19 protein-coding genes are annotated in these 17,839 nt (G+C 72.1%); 13 read left to right on the forward strand and 6 right to left on the reverse strand.

Annotation, left to right across the window (positions count from 1 at the left end):
- Positions 1 to 135 precede the first annotated feature (135 nt).
- Positions 136 to 1,824: a S8 family serine peptidase gene (locus RB614_RS12985; RefSeq protein WP_308712710.1), complete on the forward strand. Its 1,689-nt coding sequence runs from the start codon at positions 136 to 138 to the stop codon at positions 1,822 to 1,824.
- A 45-nt stretch (positions 1,825 to 1,869) separates the two neighbouring features.
- Here RB614_RS12985 and RB614_RS12990 read toward each other — a convergent pair whose 3' ends face one another.
- The gene (locus tag RB614_RS12990) at positions 1,870 to 2,586 is read right to left on the reverse strand and encodes a prepilin peptidase (protein ID WP_308712711.1); all 717 of its coding nucleotides are present in this window, start codon (positions 2,584 to 2,586) and stop codon (positions 1,870 to 1,872) included.
- A 413-nt stretch (positions 2,587 to 2,999) separates the two neighbouring features.
- Between RB614_RS12990 and RB614_RS12995 the strand changes: the two genes are divergently transcribed.
- The 12 genes from RB614_RS12995 to RB614_RS13050 all read left to right on the forward strand — a co-directional run bounded on the left by RB614_RS12995 (position 3,000) and on the right by RB614_RS13050 (position 11,835).
- Complete coding sequence (locus RB614_RS12995) at positions 3,000 to 3,506, forward strand: hypothetical protein (RefSeq protein ID WP_308712713.1); 507 nt, start codon at positions 3,000 to 3,002, stop codon at positions 3,504 to 3,506.
- Entirely contained in the window at positions 3,500 to 4,399 is a 900-nt protein-coding gene (locus tag RB614_RS13000) for a hypothetical protein (protein ID WP_308712714.1), read from the forward strand. Before RB614_RS12995 ends, RB614_RS13000 begins: the two co-directional genes overlap by 7 nt.
- A gap of 77 nt (positions 4,400 to 4,476) precedes the next feature.
- Positions 4,477 to 5,082 carry an SAF domain-containing protein gene (locus tag RB614_RS13005; protein ID WP_428982998.1) on the forward strand — a complete coding sequence of 202 codons (606 nt, stop codon included), beginning with the start codon at positions 4,477 to 4,479 and terminating at the stop codon, positions 5,080 to 5,082.
- 2 nt (positions 5,083 to 5,084) lie between these two features.
- Positions 5,085 to 5,888 carry a CpaE/TadZ family protein gene (locus RB614_RS13010; protein WP_308712716.1) on the forward strand — a complete coding sequence of 268 codons (804 nt, stop codon included), beginning with the start codon at positions 5,085 to 5,087 and terminating at the stop codon, positions 5,886 to 5,888.
- Positions 5,878 to 7,437: a TadA family conjugal transfer-associated ATPase gene (locus RB614_RS13015; protein ID WP_308712717.1), complete on the forward strand. Its 1,560-nt coding sequence runs from the start codon at positions 5,878 to 5,880 to the stop codon at positions 7,435 to 7,437. Before RB614_RS13010 ends, RB614_RS13015 begins: the two co-directional genes overlap by 11 nt.
- Positions 7,395 to 8,333 (forward strand): type II secretion system F family protein, encoded by a 939-nt coding sequence (locus tag RB614_RS13020; RefSeq protein WP_428982999.1) that lies wholly within the window; start codon positions 7,395 to 7,397, stop codon positions 8,331 to 8,333. Before RB614_RS13015 ends, RB614_RS13020 begins: the two co-directional genes overlap by 43 nt.
- Positions 8,333 to 9,196 (forward strand): type II secretion system F family protein, encoded by an 864-nt coding sequence (locus tag RB614_RS13025; RefSeq protein ID WP_308712719.1) that lies wholly within the window; start codon positions 8,333 to 8,335, stop codon positions 9,194 to 9,196. Before RB614_RS13020 ends, RB614_RS13025 begins: the two co-directional genes overlap by 1 nt.
- A gap of 29 nt (positions 9,197 to 9,225) precedes the next feature.
- Positions 9,226 to 9,408: a hypothetical protein gene (locus tag RB614_RS13030; protein ID WP_308712721.1), complete on the forward strand. Its 183-nt coding sequence runs from the start codon at positions 9,226 to 9,228 to the stop codon at positions 9,406 to 9,408.
- Positions 9,409 to 9,413: 5 nt separating this feature from the next.
- Positions 9,414 to 9,854: a TadE/TadG family type IV pilus assembly protein gene (locus RB614_RS13035; protein WP_308712722.1), complete on the forward strand. Its 441-nt coding sequence runs from the start codon at positions 9,414 to 9,416 to the stop codon at positions 9,852 to 9,854.
- Positions 9,851 to 10,324, forward strand: coding sequence for a TadE/TadG family type IV pilus assembly protein (locus RB614_RS13040; protein WP_308712723.1), 474 nt, complete (start codon positions 9,851 to 9,853; stop codon positions 10,322 to 10,324). The genes RB614_RS13035 and RB614_RS13040 overlap by 4 nt, the downstream gene beginning before the upstream one ends.
- Complete coding sequence (locus RB614_RS13045; RefSeq protein ID WP_308712724.1) at positions 10,321 to 10,752, forward strand: pilus assembly protein TadG-related protein; 432 nt, start codon at positions 10,321 to 10,323, stop codon at positions 10,750 to 10,752. Before RB614_RS13040 ends, RB614_RS13045 begins: the two co-directional genes overlap by 4 nt.
- 12 nt (positions 10,753 to 10,764) lie before the next feature.
- Positions 10,765 to 11,835, forward strand: a complete 1,071-nt coding sequence (locus tag RB614_RS13050; RefSeq protein WP_308712725.1) for a LysM peptidoglycan-binding domain-containing protein — start codon at positions 10,765 to 10,767, stop codon at positions 11,833 to 11,835.
- 119 nt (positions 11,836 to 11,954) lie between these two features.
- Here the strand turns inward: RB614_RS13050 and RB614_RS13055 are convergent, their stop codons facing one another.
- The 5 genes from RB614_RS13055 to RB614_RS13075 all read right to left on the reverse strand — a co-directional run bounded on the left by RB614_RS13055 (position 11,955) and on the right by RB614_RS13075 (position 17,833).
- Positions 11,955 to 12,395: a DUF1707 domain-containing protein gene (locus RB614_RS13055; protein ID WP_308712726.1), complete on the reverse strand. Its 441-nt coding sequence runs from the start codon at positions 12,393 to 12,395 to the stop codon at positions 11,955 to 11,957.
- A gap of 267 nt (positions 12,396 to 12,662) precedes the next feature.
- On the reverse strand, positions 12,663 to 13,508 hold the full coding sequence (locus tag RB614_RS13060; RefSeq protein ID WP_308712785.1) for a phosphatase PAP2 family protein: 846 nt from the start codon (positions 13,506 to 13,508) through the stop codon (positions 12,663 to 12,665).
- A gap of 178 nt (positions 13,509 to 13,686) precedes the next feature.
- Entirely contained in the window at positions 13,687 to 14,829 is a 1,143-nt protein-coding gene (locus RB614_RS13065; protein ID WP_308712727.1) for a ScyD/ScyE family protein, read from the reverse strand.
- Between the two features lie 150 nt (positions 14,830 to 14,979).
- The gene (locus RB614_RS13070; RefSeq protein ID WP_308712728.1) at positions 14,980 to 16,581 is read right to left on the reverse strand and encodes a glycoside hydrolase family 13 protein; all 1,602 of its coding nucleotides are present in this window, start codon (positions 16,579 to 16,581) and stop codon (positions 14,980 to 14,982) included.
- Positions 16,582 to 16,828: 247 nt separating this feature from the next.
- Positions 16,829 to 17,833 (reverse strand): LacI family DNA-binding transcriptional regulator, encoded by a 1,005-nt coding sequence (locus RB614_RS13075; RefSeq protein WP_308712729.1) that lies wholly within the window; start codon positions 17,831 to 17,833, stop codon positions 16,829 to 16,831.
- Positions 17,834 to 17,839: the final 6 nt, after the last annotated feature.

The raw sequence follows: 17,839 nt of genomic DNA on the forward strand, positions 1-17,839 counted from the left end.
CTCTCCTCATGTATCGGTCATTTGGACGTTAGACGGCCCGACCAGCGCGCACTCATCGCTTGACGACCTTGATCTATTCGCAACATGACTCCGCTTGGATGCTCAGCTGAAGCCTCAACGAGAGGGAAACAGATGGTGAGTAGAAGGCTCATGGCCGGCGCGGTCGCCACCGCGACCTCGCTGGCCCTCGTGGCGGTCATCCCGGCAGGGTCGTCCACCGCGGCACCGGCGGCCACCACGGAGTACACAGTGGTCGCCGAGGACGGCGTGGCGGCCGACGCGGCGGTCGCCGCGATCACCGCCGCCGGCGGCACGGTCGTGGCGCGCAACGACGGGGTCGGCGTGTTTCAGGTGACCTCCACCCGCACCGACTTCGCCAACCGCGCCGCCGCCGACGCCGCGCTGGTCGGTGCGGCGCAGCGCCGCGCGATCGGGTACGCCCCGAAGATCGACGCGGTCGAGCAGGAAAATCGCCTGGTCGACACAGCCGGCAAGGGTAGGGGCAAGGGGCACTCGTCGGCCCGGCTGGACCCGCTCGACGACAAGCTCTGGGGCCTGGAAATGGTGCGCTCAGACCAGTCGCGCCGCAAGCAGCCCGGCGACAAGGGCGTCACGGTGGGCATCCTCGACACCGGCCTGGACGCCAGCAACCCGGATCTCGCGCCCAACTTCAGCACGCGCCTGTCCCGCAACTTCGCGCCCGACCTGACCGACATCGACGGTCCGTGCGAGGTCTCCGGCTGCCTGGACCCGGTCGGCACCGACGACGGCGGCCACGGCACCCACGTGGCGGGCACGATCGGCGCCGCGGCCAACGGGATCGGCGTCTCCGGCGTCGCGCCGAACGTGACGCTGGTCGAGCTCAAGGGTGGCCAGGACTCCGGCTACTTCTTCCTCGAACCGGTCGTCAACGCCCTCACGTACGCCGGCGACGCGGGCATCGACGTGGTCAACATGTCGTTCTACGTCGACCCGTGGCTGTACAACTGCCTCGACAACTCCGCGGACAACACGGCGGCGAAGGCGGAACAGCGGGCCATCCTGCGGGCCATGACGCGCGCCCTGACGTACGCCCACCTGCGCGGCGTCACGCTCGTCAGCGCCCTGGGCAACGAGCACACCGACCTGGGCAAGCCGCTGCCGGACGCGAGCAGTCCCGACTACGGTGCCCCGGCGTACACGCGGCAGATCGACAACAAGACCTGTTGGAGCATGCCGACCGAAGGTCCGTTCGTGATCGGCGTGTCGTCGCTGGGGCCGTCCGGCAAGAAGTCGGACTTCTCCAACTACGGCACCGAGCAGATCTCGGTCTCCGCGCCGGGCGGCTGGTTCCGTGACGGGTTCGGCACGCCGTCGTTCCAGACCGACGCCAACATGATCCTCTCCACGTACCCGCTGAAGGTGCTGCAGGAGGACGGGCTGGTCGACGCGGACGGCAACATCACCCCGGACGGCGAGGGATCCGTCTTCAAGGAGTGCAAGGCCGGCAAGTGCGGCTACTACACGTACCTCCAGGGCACGTCGATGGCCTCCCCGCACGCGGCCGGTGTCGCGTCGCTGATCGTCAGCGAGTTCGGCCAGCGCGACCGCCGCCGTGGCGGCCTCACGCTTGAGCCGTGGAAGGTGGAGAACCAGCTGCTGCGTACGGCCGCCGAGCACGCCTGCCCGGAGCCGCGCCTGCAGACGTACACCGACGAGGGCCGGCCGGCTGAGTTCAACGCCCTGTGCGAGGGCGGCACGAACTTCAACGGCTTCTACGGGTACGGCGTCGTCGACGCGTACGCCGCCGTCACCACCAAGCCGCGGTGGGGCGCCCGTCCGTAAGTGATCTCCGCTGAAGGGCGCCCCGGTCCGCCGGGGCGCCCTTTCCTATCCGAGCGCGGCTATCGCGGCCAGGACGCCGAGCAGGAGGAACGGGCCGTGGGCGATGTGGTCCTTGCGGCCGACCCGGCGCAGCAGTAGCAGTGCGGTGGCGTACAGCCCGGCCAGCAGGAAGCCGGCCAGCGCCGCGGCCACCGCCACTCCCCAGCCGAACCAGCCCGCCACCAGGCCCACGCACAGCGCCGCCTTCGCGTCGCCGAACCCCATCCCGTTCGGTGAGACGAGCACGAGTACGAGATAGAAGGCCGCGAGTGCCGCCGCGCAGGCGACCGCCGAGGCGAGGCGGCCCCACTCGCCGCCGACCACCGCAGACAGTCCAAACAGGACCAGAGCGCCACCGGCGGCCGGAAACGTAAGCCGGTCCGGCAGTCGATGCACGGCAACGTCCACATGCGCCAGTACCACGCCGAACAGCGCGACCCACCCGACGGCGAGCAGCGGCAGCGGCTCGTGGACCCGCCACGCGACCACCGCCAGGGCGACGGCGGCCACCACTTCGACCACCCCGGGCGGCGGCCCGATACGCCCGCGGCAGTGCGGGCAGCGGCCGGTGGGCGGGAGGAAAGCACCATTCAACCGCGCCGCGCAGTGCGGGCAGTCGCGACGCCACGACTCACCCGCGGGCACGGTGTGTACGAACACCTGCGCACGCAGTAACGGGCCGAGCAGCAGTCCCGCGACGGCAGCCACCACGATCCAGGTCATCGCCGGCCACGCAGGGTGAACGCGCGAATGCGGAAGATCGGATTGGCACGCCCGCCCCCAACCGACCCCGCGCGCCCGGGATGCGCGTGGACATAGGCCCCGATACCCGGATTTGGCCAATCGATCCCCATCGCACCCTTCCCAGCATCCGGCTGCTGACGATCATCACTCCGCGTGATCATTTGGATTGCCTCTGTTGCATCGGCGGCAGTCAGCCTATGCTGCCCATCTGGGTGAGAGCACCAGCCGTCCGCCGACCGCGCGGCGACGGTTCGCACCGCACATATCGCCTGGGGGGCAAGACAGCAAGGGAAACAACGGCACGCGAGCGGTTCGGAGGCGCCGATCGCGAGCCAGGGGGAGAGGAAACACCGTTGCCCGCAAAGCACCTGGGCCGAGCCTCTGCGGTCCTCGTGGCACTGCTCGTCGGCGCTTGTGCGTCGTCCGGCGAGGCCACGCCTCCGGTCGCCGCACCGAGCACGGCCGCCTCCGCCGGCCCGGACGCGAAAGCAGCGTCGACGGCCGCACTCGCCGCCTACAAGGGCTATCTCGCCGCATCCAGCGAGGCCTCGGCGGATCCGGATGTCACCCATCCCGCCCTGACGAAGTATCTGGCCGACCCGCTGCTCACCCGGGTCAGAGACACCGTGCGCGACCTTGAGACGCACGGCGCCGTGCGCACCGGAAAGATGGTCTCCGATCCGCGAGTGAGCGCCCTCGACCTGAGCGCCGACCCGCCGACGGTGTCCATTCAGGACTGCATCGACTCCTCGGGATACAAGATGGTCTACGCAGAGAGCAAAAAGCCCGTGCCCGGCACCACCGGCGGCCGGTACGTGGCGACCGCCACCGCGACCCTCTATCCCGATGGCCGCTGGCTGATCAGCGACGGCGCGATCCACCAGGACCAGCCATGCTGACCCGCCGCATACTCGCCGTGGCGGCCGCGTTCGTGGTGTTGGCCGTGCCGTCGGCGGCGGTCGCCGCCCCGCCGATCGGCGAGTGCCCGCCCGGCTCCGACAGCTGCCACATCATCGACGATGACGAACAGACCGGGGGCGGCGGCAACACCGGCGGGGGTAACAACGGCGGTGGCGACGGGGGCGGCGGCGAGCGCACCTGCACCCGTGGCGGTGAGCCGATCGCCTGCTACGACCCGGTCTTCGGCTGGTTCAACCAGGCCGACGAGTGCTACTACAAGCTCGCCGAGCCGCAGCTCCCGCCACCGCCCGGCGCCAGCCCGGACGGTGGCTGGTACACGCCCTCCTGCGCCGGCGGGATCGGCGAGCCGGACTGGTTCGACGCACCGCCGGCTGGCGCCGAGCCACCGCCCGACCCGGAGACGCTGGCCCGCCGCGCGCTCGCCAAGATCACGCTGCGCGAGCCCGACATGCAGATCAAGCCGGACCCCGACGGCGCTGGACTTGTCGGACTCCCGGTGTGGCTCTGGGTGGAAAGGGCTCCCGAGACTTGGGGGCCGATCTCCAGTGTCGAGGAGGACCGAGGGCTGAGCGTGGAAATCAGTGCGAGCGTCACCAACCTGACCTTCGACCTGGGCGACGGCAGCCCGCCGGTCAGCTGCCCGGGCGGCGGCACGCCTTACCCGAAGGGCGCCACCGGCCCCTCGCCGGACTGCGGGCACGTCTTCACCAGGTCCAGCAAGCAGCAGCCAGGGCAGAAGTTCACCGTCACCGCGACCACCACGTGGACGGTGACGTGGATCGGTGGCGGCGAGAGCGGCACGCTCGAGCCGCAGATCCGGGAAGCCACGGTCGGCGTACGCATCAACGAGCTCCAGGTGGTGACCGAGTGACCGTCGCGGCAAACCACCGCGTGGCGGGGCCGGTCGACGCGCCGGTCGAGCCGCCCCGCGTCGTCCGGCAGCGGCGCATGCGCCCCGGCCTGCTCGGCCTCGCCGTCCTGCTGATCGCGCTCGGTGGCCTGGGCGCGGCGTTCGCGGTCACCTCGGTGCGGGCGACCGGCACCTACCTGGCCGTGGCCCGATCGGTCTCGGTGGGCACCGCGCTGACCGCCGACGACCTGCGCTCGGTGCAGGTGGCCGGCGGTGTCGGGCTCTCACCGGTGCCGGCCGGCAAGATCAACGACGTGATCGGCAAGCGGGCGGCCGTGACGCTGGTACCCGGCACGCTGGTCACGATGGACCAGCTCACCGACAAGCCACTGCTCGGCCCGGGCCAGCAGCAGGTGGCGATCGGTCTCAAGCCCAACCAGGTGCCGGCCAAGGAGCTCCGCCCCGGCGACAAGGTGTTGCTGGTCAGCACGCCCCCGCAAAACAGCTCGACCACCGGCGAGGTGCGCGCGTCGCAGACCACGCGATACGAGGCGACGGTCGTCGACGCCGCCGAGCCGGACGAAAAGGGCCCCGACCGCACCACCGTCGTCGTCTACCTGGCGCTCGCCGGCCGGGACGCACCGGCCGTGGTCACGCTGGCCGCGCAAAACCGGCTGGCCGTCATCCTCACCGGAGCTGCCTGACCATGGCGATCGTCGCGCTGGTCTCGCCAAAGGGGTCGCCCGGGGTGACAACGACGGCACTGGCCTGTGCGCTCACCTGGCACCGGCGGCTCGTGCTCGCCGAGTGCGACCCTGCGGGCGGCTCGATCATGGCTGGCTACCTCGGCGGCGCCGTACCCGGCCCGCGCGGCATCGGCGAGCTGGCCGTGGCCGAGCTGCGCGACGGGCGGCTCGGCCACGACTTCTGGTCCCAGCTGATCGACCTCGACGCGCCCCGCCGCGAGCGGCTGCTGCTGCCCGGCATCGTCGACCCGGCGCAGTCCGGCAGCGTCAGTCCACTGTGGCAGCGCTTCGCCGACTTCTTCCTGGGGCTGGAAAAGGGCGAGCCGGCGTACGACGTCATCGTCGACTGTGGACGGCTGCACGCGCCTAGCCCGCCCTGGCCGATCCTGCGCGCCGCCGCCCTGGTGCTCGTGGTGACCGGTGCGCGGCTGCCCGACCTCTCCAGCGCGCGGGCCACGATCGCGGCGCTCCAGCGCGACTTCCGCGAGCACCGTGTCGCGGCCGGCTCGCTCCGCTTGCTGCTGGTCGGCGAGGGGCACGCGCAGGGCGAGATCAGCAAGGCGCTGGAGCTGCCGGTCATCGCCCGGCTGCCCGACGACCCGCGCACCGCCGAGGTGCTCACGCTGGGCGGGACGGTCAAGGCAAACCGCCCGCTCATGCGCGCCGCCAACGCCCTCGAGGTGCCGATCACCGCGATCCTCGACCGCCGGCGCGCCCGGCTCAACTGGCGGAGCCTGCCCGCGGAGGTACCGGATGCGGTTTGAGCCGGTCACCCACGACCCCCGCACGCGGCAGCCGGAGGCGACCTCGACCGCGCCGCCGGTCCGCCCGCCACAGGTGCACGTCGGCCGCCACCAGGCCAACGGCATGCCCGCCCTCCCGGCCGCACCGTCCACACCGGCGCCGCCGCCACCTCCGCCACCGCGGCGGCCGGCCGACTTCTCCGTGGTACGGGAGCTGCGGCGCCAGCTCACCGAGCGGTTGACCCAGTGGCAGCGGGGCCGCGACTTCACGCCCGAGGAGGAAGACGTCGAGCGGGTACGGCTGGCGGTGGCCGTCGTCTCCGAGTACGCCGACACGGTCCGCCGCGCCGGCACCCCGATGCAGGCGGTCGAAGAGCGGATGCTGCTCGACCAGGTCACCGCCGAGCTGGTGGGGCTTGGGCGGCTCCAGACGCTGCTGGTCGACGACACGATCGAAGAGGTGCACATCCTCGGCTGCGACCACGTGCGGATCACCCGGCACGGCGGCGGCGTGGAGTGGGCCGCGCCGATCGCCGACAGCGACGAGGAGCTGGTGGAGATCCTCCAGGCGGCCGCCCGCCGGGCCGGTGCCACCGAGCGCTCGCTCTCGACCTCCAAGCCCACGCTCGACCTGCAACTGCCCGACGGCAGCCGGCTCGCCGCGGTCTACCTGGTCAGCCACCGGCCGTACGCGGTGATCCGCAAGCACAACACGCTCGACATCACGCTCGACGACATCGCCGGTGGCCGGGGCGACCTCGACGAGATGATGGACGCGCTGATCCGCGACTTCCTGCGCGCCGCGCTCCGGGCCGGCCTCAACATCATGGTCGCCGGGCTGGCCGGTGCCGGTAAGACCACGGTGATCCGGGCGCTGATGTCGGAGATCCCGCCCGACGAGCCGTACGTGCTGCTGGAGGAGAGCCGCGAGCTGCTGCCGGCCCGGCGTGGGGAGCGGCACCGCGCGGTGATGAGCTTCGAGTCCCGCGAGGGGCACGGCGAGCGGGGTGCGGACGGCCGGCCGGCCGGCGAGGTCACGATCGCCGACCTGATCCCGGTGTCGCTGCGGATGGGCGCGCTACGGATCATCGTCGGCGAGGTGCGGTCGCGGGAGATCGTGCCGATGCTCCAGGCGATGACCACCAGCCGCGGGTCGATGTGCACGATCCACGCGCGTACGCCGGGCGGGGTCAGCGAGCGCATCATCGAGCTGGCGCTCTCGCACGGCCGGGAGATGACCGTCGAGCAGGCCCGCCGGATGGCCGGCAACGCGCTCGACCTGATCGTGTACGTGGCGGTGGAGGACGAGACCGCGATCGGCGGCCGCAAGCACCGCTTCGTCTCCCACGTCGAGGAGATCGTCGGGGTCGGTGACGGCGCGCGGATCGCCACGACCACCATCTTCGGCCCGGGCGCCGACGGCCGGGCGGTGCCGCTGCACCTGCCCGAGCGGGTGCGCGAGCAGCTCATGCGCGTGGGGTACGACGCCCGCGTGCTCAGCCGCTACATCGAGGCTCGCGCCGGCGCCTGGCGGCGACCCCGGCACAGCCAGCTGCGGAGGCGGGCATGAGTTCCGACATCGAGCTGATCGCGCTGCTCTCCGGCGCCGCCTGCGTGGGCGGGCTGGTGCTGGCCGTGATGTCCATTGTGGGCACCCGCTCGCCGGTCAAGCCCCCGTCCCGCACCAGCCGCCGCCTGCACCGCCTCTGGAACGGCACCGGCCTCAGCGCCGCCGAGCGCCGCCGCCACCGGATCGTGCTGGTATCCGCGATCGTGGCCGGCGCGCTCGCCTGGATGGTGACCGGCCTGCCGATGGTCGGGCTGCTGGTCGGAGTCGCCGTGCCGGGCGCGCCCTGGCTCTTCGGGGTTGGGCGGGCGGAAAAGCAGGCGATCACCCGGATCGAGGCCGTGGGCGAGTGGACCCGGCGGCTGCGCGACGTCTCCAGCACCGGGCAGGGGCTGCAGCAGGCGATCGTCGCGACCGTCTCCACCGCGCCCGAGGAGATCGGCGACGAGGTCGCGCTGCTCGCCGCCCGCCTGCAGGCCGGCTGGCACGCCCGCGACGCGCTGCTCGCGTTCGCCGGGCAGCTCGGCGACCCCATGTGCGACCAGGTCGTCGCCGCGCTGATCCTGCACCTGAGCGACCGTGGCGAGCGCCTCGGCGACGTACTCTCCTCGATCGCGACCGCCGCCGCGGCCGAGGTCGCCACCCGGCGCGAGGTCGAGGCCAAGCGCACGCAGCCACGGTTCGCGGTCCGCTTCCTCACCGGGATGACGCTGCTGACCTTGGCGTACGGGCTGCTCAACCCCGAATACATGGAGCCGTACGGCACACCCACCGGCCAGGTCGTGCTGGTGGTGCTCGGCGGCACGTTCGTCGCCCTGCTCGCCTGGACCCGGGCGATGAGCCTGCCACCGGCGCCGGTGCGCTTCCTCGCGATCCCGGACGAGCGGCGGGAGGCGTGATGGGCAACCCGTACCTGGTCATCGCGATCCTCGGCGGCGCCGCGGTGGGGCTCGGCATCTTCCTGGTCGTACGCGAGGCGCTGCCGGCCACACCCGCGCTCGGCCCGGCCCTGCACCGCCTGCACCCGCCGGCCACGCTCCGCACCACCCAGCCGAGCCGCCGCCTGGAGTGGCTGACCGGCCTGTCACGGTGGACCCGCCCGCCGGTAAAGGAGCTCGCGCTGCTCGGCAAGACGCCCGAGCAGTACACGCTCTCGCTCATCCTGTCGGCGCTGATCGGCCTGGCCATTCCCGCGTTCCTGTCGCTGGCCGCGCGGACGGCCGGCCTCTCCCTCCCCTTCGTCTTCCCGACGGCGGCCGGGCTCGGCCTGGCCGCGCTCTTCGCGCTGGTGGCGCATGGCGACGTGCTGTCGAAGGCGAAGGCCGCGCGGCGCGAGTTCACCCAGGCGGTCTGCACCTACCTCGACCTTGTCGCGCTCCAGCTCTCCGCCGCGCACGGGCCGGTGCAGTCGCTGGAGCGCGCGGCCGAGGTCTGCGACGGCTGGGTCTTCGAGCGGCTGCGCGAGTCGCTGCGGATGGCGCAGATGCAGATGCAGTCGCCCTGGGACGAGCTGCGCACGCTCGCCGAAAAGATCGGCGTGCCGGAGCTGGGCGACGTGGGCGCGATCGTCCAGGCGTCCGGCACCGAGGGCGCTCAGGTGCACGAGACCCTGCGGGTACGCGCGGACTCGCTGCGCGACCAGATCCGCACCGACAACCTGGCCCGCGCCGAGGCGATCACGAGCCGCCTCGACGTACCGGGCGCGTTGCTGGTCTTCGTGCTCGTCGGCTTCGTCATGTACCCGTTCCTGGCCCGAATCTGAGCCACCCGCCCTCGACCGGGAGGAAACCGATGATCAAGATGTTGTGGACGCGGATCGCGCTGCTGCGCGGTCCCGGCGAGCGCGACCGGGGTGACAGCCCGGTGCCGACCGCCATCATCATCGCCGGCCTGGCAGCGGCGGCCGGCGCGGTGGTGCTGGCCGCGAGCGGCCTGGTCGACTCGTTCATGGGCTCCATCGGCTCGGCGCCGTAGCCGGTATGCGTCGCCGCACGGTCATCCGCGTACGCCGAGCCGCCGACGCGGTCCGGCGCCGGTTGACCGCCGGTCGGGATCGGGGGGCGACGCCCGTCGAGCTGGCGATCGCGTTTCCGGCGATCCTGATCCTCACGTTCGCCTCGATCCAGGTGGGCGCGTGGTTCCTGGCCCGCGCGGTGGCGCTCAACGCGGCGCAGGTCGCGGTCAGCTCCACCCGAACGCTCAACGGCGTCTCGCCGGAGGCGGGCGAAGGCCAGGCGAGCGACTTCATCGCCGACACCGGCGGATGGCTGGTCGGCTGGGACGTACAGGTGGCCCGCGACGACGACCAGGTCACGGCGACGGTGACCGGGAGCGTGGTGTCGGTGATCCCCGGCATCGACTGGACGGTCAGCCAGACCGCCCGCGGCCCGGTGGAGCGCTTCGTCGAGGAGTCGCCATGACGCCGGCCGACCGCGGCTCTGCTGGCCGCGCATCCCAGGCGCCCGGTGCGATCCGGACCCGGGGCTCGGTGTCGGTCGAGATCGCCATCCTCGCGCCGGCGTTCCTCATGTTGATCGTGCTGGCGGCGGTGGCCGGCCGCACCGCGATCGCGCAGAACGCGGTCGACCTGGCCGCGCACGAGGCCGCCCGCACCGCGTCGCTGGCCCGTACCGCGCCGGCCGCGGAGACCGACGGCGAGGCCGCGGCCAACGCGACCCTCGCCGCGCAGGGGCTGGACTGCGGCGACAGCCTGGAGGTGGCGGTCGACACCAGCGGGTTCGGGGCAGAGCTGGGTGAGCCGGCCACGGTTACCGCCACGGTGAGCTGCACAGTCTCCTTCGCCGACCTGGTCATGCCGGGCGTACCGGGCGCCAAGACGGTCGTGGCCACCTACGTCTCGCCGCTCGACCGCTACCGGAGCCGCGGATGAGGGCGCGGCTTCGGGACGACGGGCGGGTCAGCATCTTCCTGGCGATCGCGCTCGCCGGCATGCTCATGGTCATCGGCCTGGCGTACGACGGCGCCGGCCAGCTCGGGGCCCTCCAGCGCGCACACAACCTCGCCGCCGAGGCGGCCCGCGCGGGTGGCCAGGCGATCGACCGGGCGCAGGCGATCGAGGGCGGCCCCACCCAGATCGACCAGGCCGGGGCGGTCGCCGCCGTCGACGCCTACCGGGCGGCCGCCGGGGTGGGTGGGCCGCCGCCGACGTTCTCCACCGGCCCGGACGGCGAGCCGCTGATCCAGGTCGAGGTCTCCGTCACGTACGACAACAAGTTTCTCGATGTCTTCGGTTTCTCCGACACCAGTACGGTGACCGGCACTGCCACGGCGGTGCTGCTCACCACGCCCGACGAGTAAGGAGGCGGTGCCGTGCGTCTGCGACAGGTTGTCAAGGGCCTGGGTGCGCTCGTCATCCTCATTGGACTGTTGGTGGGCGCGCCGGTCGCGCTGGCCGTGTTCGCCGGCAACCCGCTGCCCGACCACGTGCCCGCCCTCTCCGAGATCGGCGACGCGCTCACCACCCGCGACGACGGGCAGCTCTTCCTGCGCGCCCTGGCGGTGGTGGGTTGGCTGGGCTGGGCCACGTTCGCGCTGTCGGTGCTGGTGGAGATCCCGGCCCGGGCGCTGCGCATCCCGGTGCCCCGGCTGCCCGGCATGCGGCGCCAGCAGCGCATGGCGGCGGCCCTGATCGGTGGCGTCGCGCTGATCATCGGGGCGAGCCCGGCGATGGCCTCCGCCGCCGCGACCGCGCCCCCCACCTCGTACGCCGCGGCGCCCTACACACCGGCGACGGTCTCCGCCCCTGCCGCCGCGGCCTGGGAGCGCACCGCCGCGGCCGCCGCCGACGAGGATCCGGTGCCGGTCTACCGGGTCGAGCGCGGCGACTACCTGGGCCACATCGCCGACCGGTACCTCGGGGAGTTCGACCGCTATCCGGAGCTGGCCAAGCTCAACAAGCTCCGCGATCCCGACCTGATCCGGCCGGGACAGATGCTGCACATGCCGGAGGGCGCGGCCGACGGCGGGGTACGCCGGCACGCGACCGGCCTCGTCTCGGTGCCTCCCCCGCCAGCTGCGGAGAAGCCGGCTCCCCCACCGGCGGCCGGCGGTGCGGAAAAGCCGGACGGGACGGAAAAGCCGGACGGCGCGGATGCGGGCCAGACGCCGAGCCCGCTGCCCGGTGGAGGCGGCTCGGAGACGCGGCGCCCCGCCACCGAGGAGCCGGCAGTGCCGTACGTCCCGCCGCCGCCCACGGTGCAGGACGGCGACGACGCCCGCGAGCCGGTGCACGCGGGTGAGGCCCGGCCGGGCGAGAAGGAACGGCTCAACCTGCCGCTCGCGGTCACCGCCGTGCTGACGGCGGCGAGCCTGGTCGGCGCCCAGATCGGCGTGCTGCTCGGCCTGCGCGACAAACGCCGCCAACGCACGCGCCGCCCCTAGCCCCCGCTGCCGCCCCCGCGCTGCCGCGCCCCACGGAGTTGATCAGGGAGTTCGCGGGCGTGCCGGTCGGCGTGTCGCTCCATCAAGTCCCTGATCAACCGCAGGAGGGTGGGGAGGGCTCAGCGGCGCAGCGGGCGGCGGGTCTGGGCCTCCAGCACCGCGCGCACCGGGATGACGTGGCCCAGCAGGCCCACGCCCCAGCCGAGGATGGGCCAGACCGGCCAGAAGTACCAGGCGCCGCTGCTCATGCCGACGGCCGCCCAGATGCCGAGCATGAGGAGCGAGCCTGCGATGTATGCCGCGACGTGTGCCCGCATCCCGAGCCGGGCGCCGGCGGCTTGCCGCTCGCGGCGGCGGTCACGGGCCCGGCTCCGCACCCAGGCCGCGGGCAGGTCGGCGACGAGCGCCTCGAGCTCGCCCCGGGTGCGTGCGGCATATGCCGCCGTGGACCGCTCGCCGAACTCCCCGGTCTCCAGGTAACCCGCCGCGAGGGCGTCACCCAGCAGCGCGGCCACCGACTCCCGCTGCGCGGTGCCGACACGTTCAAGTTCGCTAGCCATGACGTCTACGGTGCCACCCAGTCTTGTCACTGTCAAGATGTGGGCCCGGCAAAGCACGGCCGCGCACGCCAAGGCCTCTCGGCAGGGCGCAGCGCACGCGGCCCCAGGAGGCGTCGCGGCAAGGCGCGGCCCACCGCGTGCCAGCGCGTCACGGCAAAGCGCGGCGGATGCGAGTGCGGGGCGGTGCGCGGCGGGGTGCGGGGTGCGCGGGGTGCGGGGTGCGCGGGGTGCGGGGTGCGCCAAGGCTTCGCAGCAAAGCGCGAAGGCTTAGAGCAGGACGCGGGAGAAGCTCGGCAGTGGCTGCCCCGGCAACCGGCCGGGGTATCTGGTGCGCAGGGCGAGCAGGCGGATCGCGCCCACCAGCAGGAGCCCGGCCACGATGCCGTCGAGCCAGTAGTGGTTGGCGGTGATCACCACCACGCTCACGGTCAGCGCCGGATGTGCCAGCGCCAGCCACCGCCACCGGCTGGTGCCCACCCGGATCACCGCGATCGCCACGAGCAATGCCCAGCCGACGTGCAGCGAGGGCATCGCGGCGAACTGGTTGGCCACCCCGTCGGTGCTGTTGTCCGGGTACGCCGAAGGGCCGGTGAGGATCATCGTGTCGACCATCCCGAAGCTGCTGACCAGCCGCGGGGGTGCGAGCGGGAAGATGACGTGCACGAAGAGCGCGGCCCCGGTGAGGAGCGCCATCTCGGTGCGCATGCGCAGGTAGTCGGGGCGGTGCCGGATCCAGAGCCACACCATCGCCGCGATCGTGCCGGGGAAATGGACGCCGACGTAATAGAGGTTGGCCAAGCGGGCCGTCCCTCCCCAGGAGAGCGCCCAGTGCTGGATCGCTGCCTCACTGGGCAGGCGAAGTGCCCGTTCGACCTCCCAAACCCAATCCGCATGGCGGAAAGCAACGCCCAATTGGCCGTCGGCAAGATGCCGGATGCCCTGGTAAATAACCATCATCGAGGCGATCAAGACCACCTCGATAACGAGTTCGCGTAGGCGTGCCGCTCGGGAGCGACCCGGCCCTGGCCTCACAGGTGGTGCTGTCTGTGGACCCGCGGCAGGCCGCGTGATCCCTTCCGTGACTGCCATCGCCGTCCCCCACCGAGATTTCATCCACGGTTTACGCAATTCAACGCTAAGTGAAATCTCTATACCAGAACAGCGGTTATCCGTGTGACCCCACGCACAACGACACACCTCGAAGTCATCCGGTCCCCGATCGTAGAAGGGCCGGACAACGATCAGGGCGCCTCGCCGAAGCGAGACGCCCTGAAAGAGAAGGAGCCGCAGGTCAGGCGCGGATGCGCAGCACCTCGCCACCGCCCGCGACGATCGACTTGTTGGTGACGTAGATCGCGCCGTCGCCGCCGACCACGACGCCACCGGGAGCGGTCAGCCGTCCGGCCGCGAGTTCGGTCCGCTCGCCACCGCGCTTGTCGACGCGGATCAGTGCGCCGTTCGGGTCACCGGCGAGGAGCCCCTCCTTGGAGATCTGCAACACCAGCAGCCGGCCCCGCCGGTCGAAGGCGAGGTCGACGATGTTGGTGAACCCCGTCGCGTACACCGTGGGCGCCTTGCCCGGCACGATCCGCCACACCCGCGCGGCGCCCTTCTGGAACGGGAAGCCGGTCAGCTCGCCCACGTAGAGCGCGCCATCCGGGCCCCACGTCACGCTCGTCGGCACCGCCTGCATCGGGATCTGCGGCGGCAGGTCGGGGATCGGCGGCGCGGTGACCAGCCGGGCCGGGAAGGTCGCCACTGTGGACACCTTGCCGCGCTTGCCGACCCTGAGCAGGTCGTTGCCGCCCGCGTCCGTGGCGAACGCGCCGAACGGTGTGGCCAGGATCCCGTACGGGTTGGAGTCGACCGCACTGCCCGGGTCGCCTTGGTCGGGGTTCTTCCTCGCCTCGTACGCGTTGAGGTCCGCGATCGGCTTGACCGCGCCGGCCCGCACCCCCGGACGCAGGGCCACGACGTGGCCCATGAGTCGCCCGCCGGCGCCGAGGAGTTCGCGCGTCTCCAGGTTGAAGGCGCCGCCGATCGTGGCGACCAGGCCGGTGCCGGCCGGCGAGATGTCGTGCAGGCCGATCGCCGAGCCGCCGTCCTCGTTGGCGAGCGACGGCAGACCGGTGATCACGCGGTGCGGCTTCGCGTAGCGGTCGAGCCGTGGCGGGACCGCGGTCAGCGCCGCGCTGTCGCCGAGGCACTGCCGGTCACCTTCCGGGCCGTCGATACAGGGGCCGTCCCCGCCCCGGCCGGCCTCCGCGACGTACAGCCAGCCGCCCTTGCCCACCGCGATCCCGCGTGGGTTGTCCAGGCCGCTGGCGATGACGGATACCGATGGCTTGCGCTCGGCGCCGATAGCGGCGGGCGCGCCGGTCAACACCAGCGCGGCGGCCACGGCGGCAGCCGCGAAAACGTGACCAAGCTTCATGAACACCCCGTTTCTCGTGTACCGAACCAAGGTGCATCATGCTGTCTTCCGGTGATCAAGATGACGAAGATACCCGAATGGGTGAAAGGGGTTTGTGAGTGGCCGCCACTGTCCCGGCGGTGGCGGACCACCCACAAACCGCTCGAAGGCCTAGCTGTCGAGACGTAGCCAGGCCGCGGTGTCGACGGGCAGCGCGGCACCGTCCAGGGGGCCGCTCGCGAGCAGCACCTCGCCGTGCGCGGGCAGCGGCACGGCCGCCGCCGACAGGTTGAGCACACACGCGAAGCCAGCCTCGCGCGCGGCCTCGGGCTCCCGGGCGAAGGCGAGGACGCCGTCCGGCGCCGGCAACCAAACCATGCGGCCATCGCCGAGGGCAGGCTCCGCGCGCCGGATCCGCAACGCCTTCCGATAAAGCTCCAACATGGAGTACGGGTCACCGGACTGCGCCTGCACCGTGCGATCCTTCCAGTCCGGCGGTTGGGGGAGCCACGGTGCCGCCGCAGCGCCAGCCGGACTAAACCCGAATGGCGGCTCCATCCCGGACCACGGCAGCGGCACGCGGCAGCCGTCGCGACCGGGGTCGGTGTGTCCGGAGCGGTGCCACATCGGGTCCTGGCGCAGCTCGTACGGGATGTCCTCGACCTCCCAGAGCCCCAGCTCCTCGCCCTGGTAGACGTACGCCGAGCCGGGCAGCGCGAGCGTGAGCAGCGCCGCCGCCCGGGCCCGTACGCCGCCGAGCTGCAGGTCGGCCGCGACACCCTCACGCTTGCCGGCAAAGCTGAACGAGCTGTCCACCCGCCCGTACCGGGTCACGTGGCGGGTGACGTCGTGGTTGGAGAGGACCCAGGTGGCCGCCGCCCCGACCGGCGCGTGCGCGCTCAGCGTCGCGTCCACGCACTCGCGCAGCGCCGCCGCGTCCCAGGGGCAGCAGAGAAAGTCGAAGTTGAAGGCGGTGTGCAGCTCGTCGGCCCGTAGGTAGTTGGTGAAGCGTTCCCGGTCGGGTAACCACACCTCGCCGATCAGGACCCGGTCGCCGGGGTAGCTGTCCGCGACCCGCCGCCACGAACGGTAGATGTCGTGCACCCCGTCCTGGTCGGTGTACGCCTCGATGCCGTCGAGCGCCGGATCCTTTACCGGCAAGGCGGCCGAGTCGATGCGGATGCCGTCGACGCCACGGTCGAGCCAGAAGCGCAGGATGTCTTCGAACTCCGCGCGCACCCGCGGGTGGGCCCAGTTGAAGTCGGGCTGCTCCGGCGCGAACAGGTGCAGGTACCACTCGCCGTCGGCGACGCGGGTCCAGGCCGAGCCGCCAAAGATGGAGCGCAGGTCGGTCGGGGGCTGGTCACCGTTGGGGCCGCGACCGGGGCGAAACCAGAAGAGCTCCCGCTCCGGGCCGCCGGCCAGCGCCGCCTCGAACCACGGATGCGCGCTGGAGCAGTGGTTGGGGACGATGTCGATGATGATCCGGATGCCCCGCTCGTGCGCTTCCGCGATCAGCGCCTCGGCCTCGTCGAGCGTGCCGAAGACCGGGTCGATGTCGCGGAAGTCGGCCACGTCGTAGCCGGCGTCGGCCATGGGTGACGGGTACCACGGGCTCAGCCACACCGCGTCCACACCGAGCTCGACCAGGTGGTCCAGGCGCGCCCGGATCCCCGCCAGGTCACCGATCCCGTCACCGTTTCCGTCGGCGAAGCTGCGCGGATAGACCTGGTAGATGACGGCGCCGCGCCACCAGTTGGCTGCTGTGGACATTCGTTACCTCGACTCTGTCGTGGTGATCTTCCAGACTCGCCGCCTGCGGGGTTCGCGACGGACTCGCGCCCGGGGGTTCGCGCCTGCGGGTTCGCGCCTGCCAGGTTTCGTGACGACGACGATACAAAGCCAAACTTGAGTACGCAATAACTCGACTGCTTTCTGAAAGAAGCGCGACGTTGGGTAGAAACAACCAGGGCGCCCCACTGGTTGGTGGGACGCCCTGGTCAGGCTCGGGTTTGGCCGGTCAGCCCCTGGGTGCCGGGGCGGTCGAACCCCGGACGACGAGCTCCGGCTCGAAGAACAGCTCCTCGGGCGGCACCCCGACCCCCTCCATCTGCTGCACGAGCAGGTCGACGACCGACTGGCCCATCGCCTCGATCGGCTGCCGGACGGTGGTCAGCGGCGGGTCGGTGCAGGTCATGATCGCGGAGTCGTCGTAGCCGACGATCGACATCTCCTGCGGCACCCGCTTGCCCAGGCGGCGAACCGCCCGCACGGCGCCGAGGGCGAGCACGTCGCTGGCGCAGAGGATGCCGGTCACGCCCCGCTCGGCCAGCCGGGTGGCCGCCGGCCGCGCGCCCTCCATCGAAAAGCTCGCGCGCTCGACCTCGCAGGTCACGTCCGGGGTGCCCTTGGCGGCGGCCACGAGCGCGTCGAGCTTGCGGCGGGAGGGCACGTGGTCCTCCGGGCCGAGCAGCGCGCCGACCTTCTGGTGGCCGAGCGACACCAGATGCGCGAACGCCTGCTCCACCGCCACCGCGTCGTCCGTCGAGACGCTCGGGAAGCCCAGCCCCTCGACACCCGCGTTGACAAGTACCGCCGGCAGCCCCCGCTCGCGGAGCGTGCGGTAGTGGTCGTGCGGCGCATCGGCCATCGCGTAATTGCCGCCGGCGAAGATCACGCCGGACACCTGGTGCTCCAGCAGCATCTCCAGGAAGTCGGTCTCGGAGACACCGCCGATCGTACGGGCGCAGAGGATCGGCGAGAGGCTGCGCTGCACCAGCGCCCCGGTCACCGCCTCGGCCAGCGCCGGAAAGATCGGGTTTTGCAGCTCGGGCAGGACCAGGCCGACCAGCCGGGCACGCTCGCCGCGCAGCTTGGACGGGCGCTCGTAGCCGAGCACGTCGAGCGCGGTCAGCACCGCGGCCCGGGTCGCCTCGGACACGCCCTCGCGGCCGTTGAGCACGCGGCTCACGGTGGCCTCGCTGACCCCCGCCTTCTTGGCGACCTCGGTAAGGCGTCGTGTCACGGTGTC

This window comes from Phytohabitans maris (assembly GCF_031085175.1).
Taxonomy (GTDB): Bacteria; Actinomycetota; Actinomycetes; order Mycobacteriales; family Micromonosporaceae; genus Phytohabitans; species Phytohabitans maris.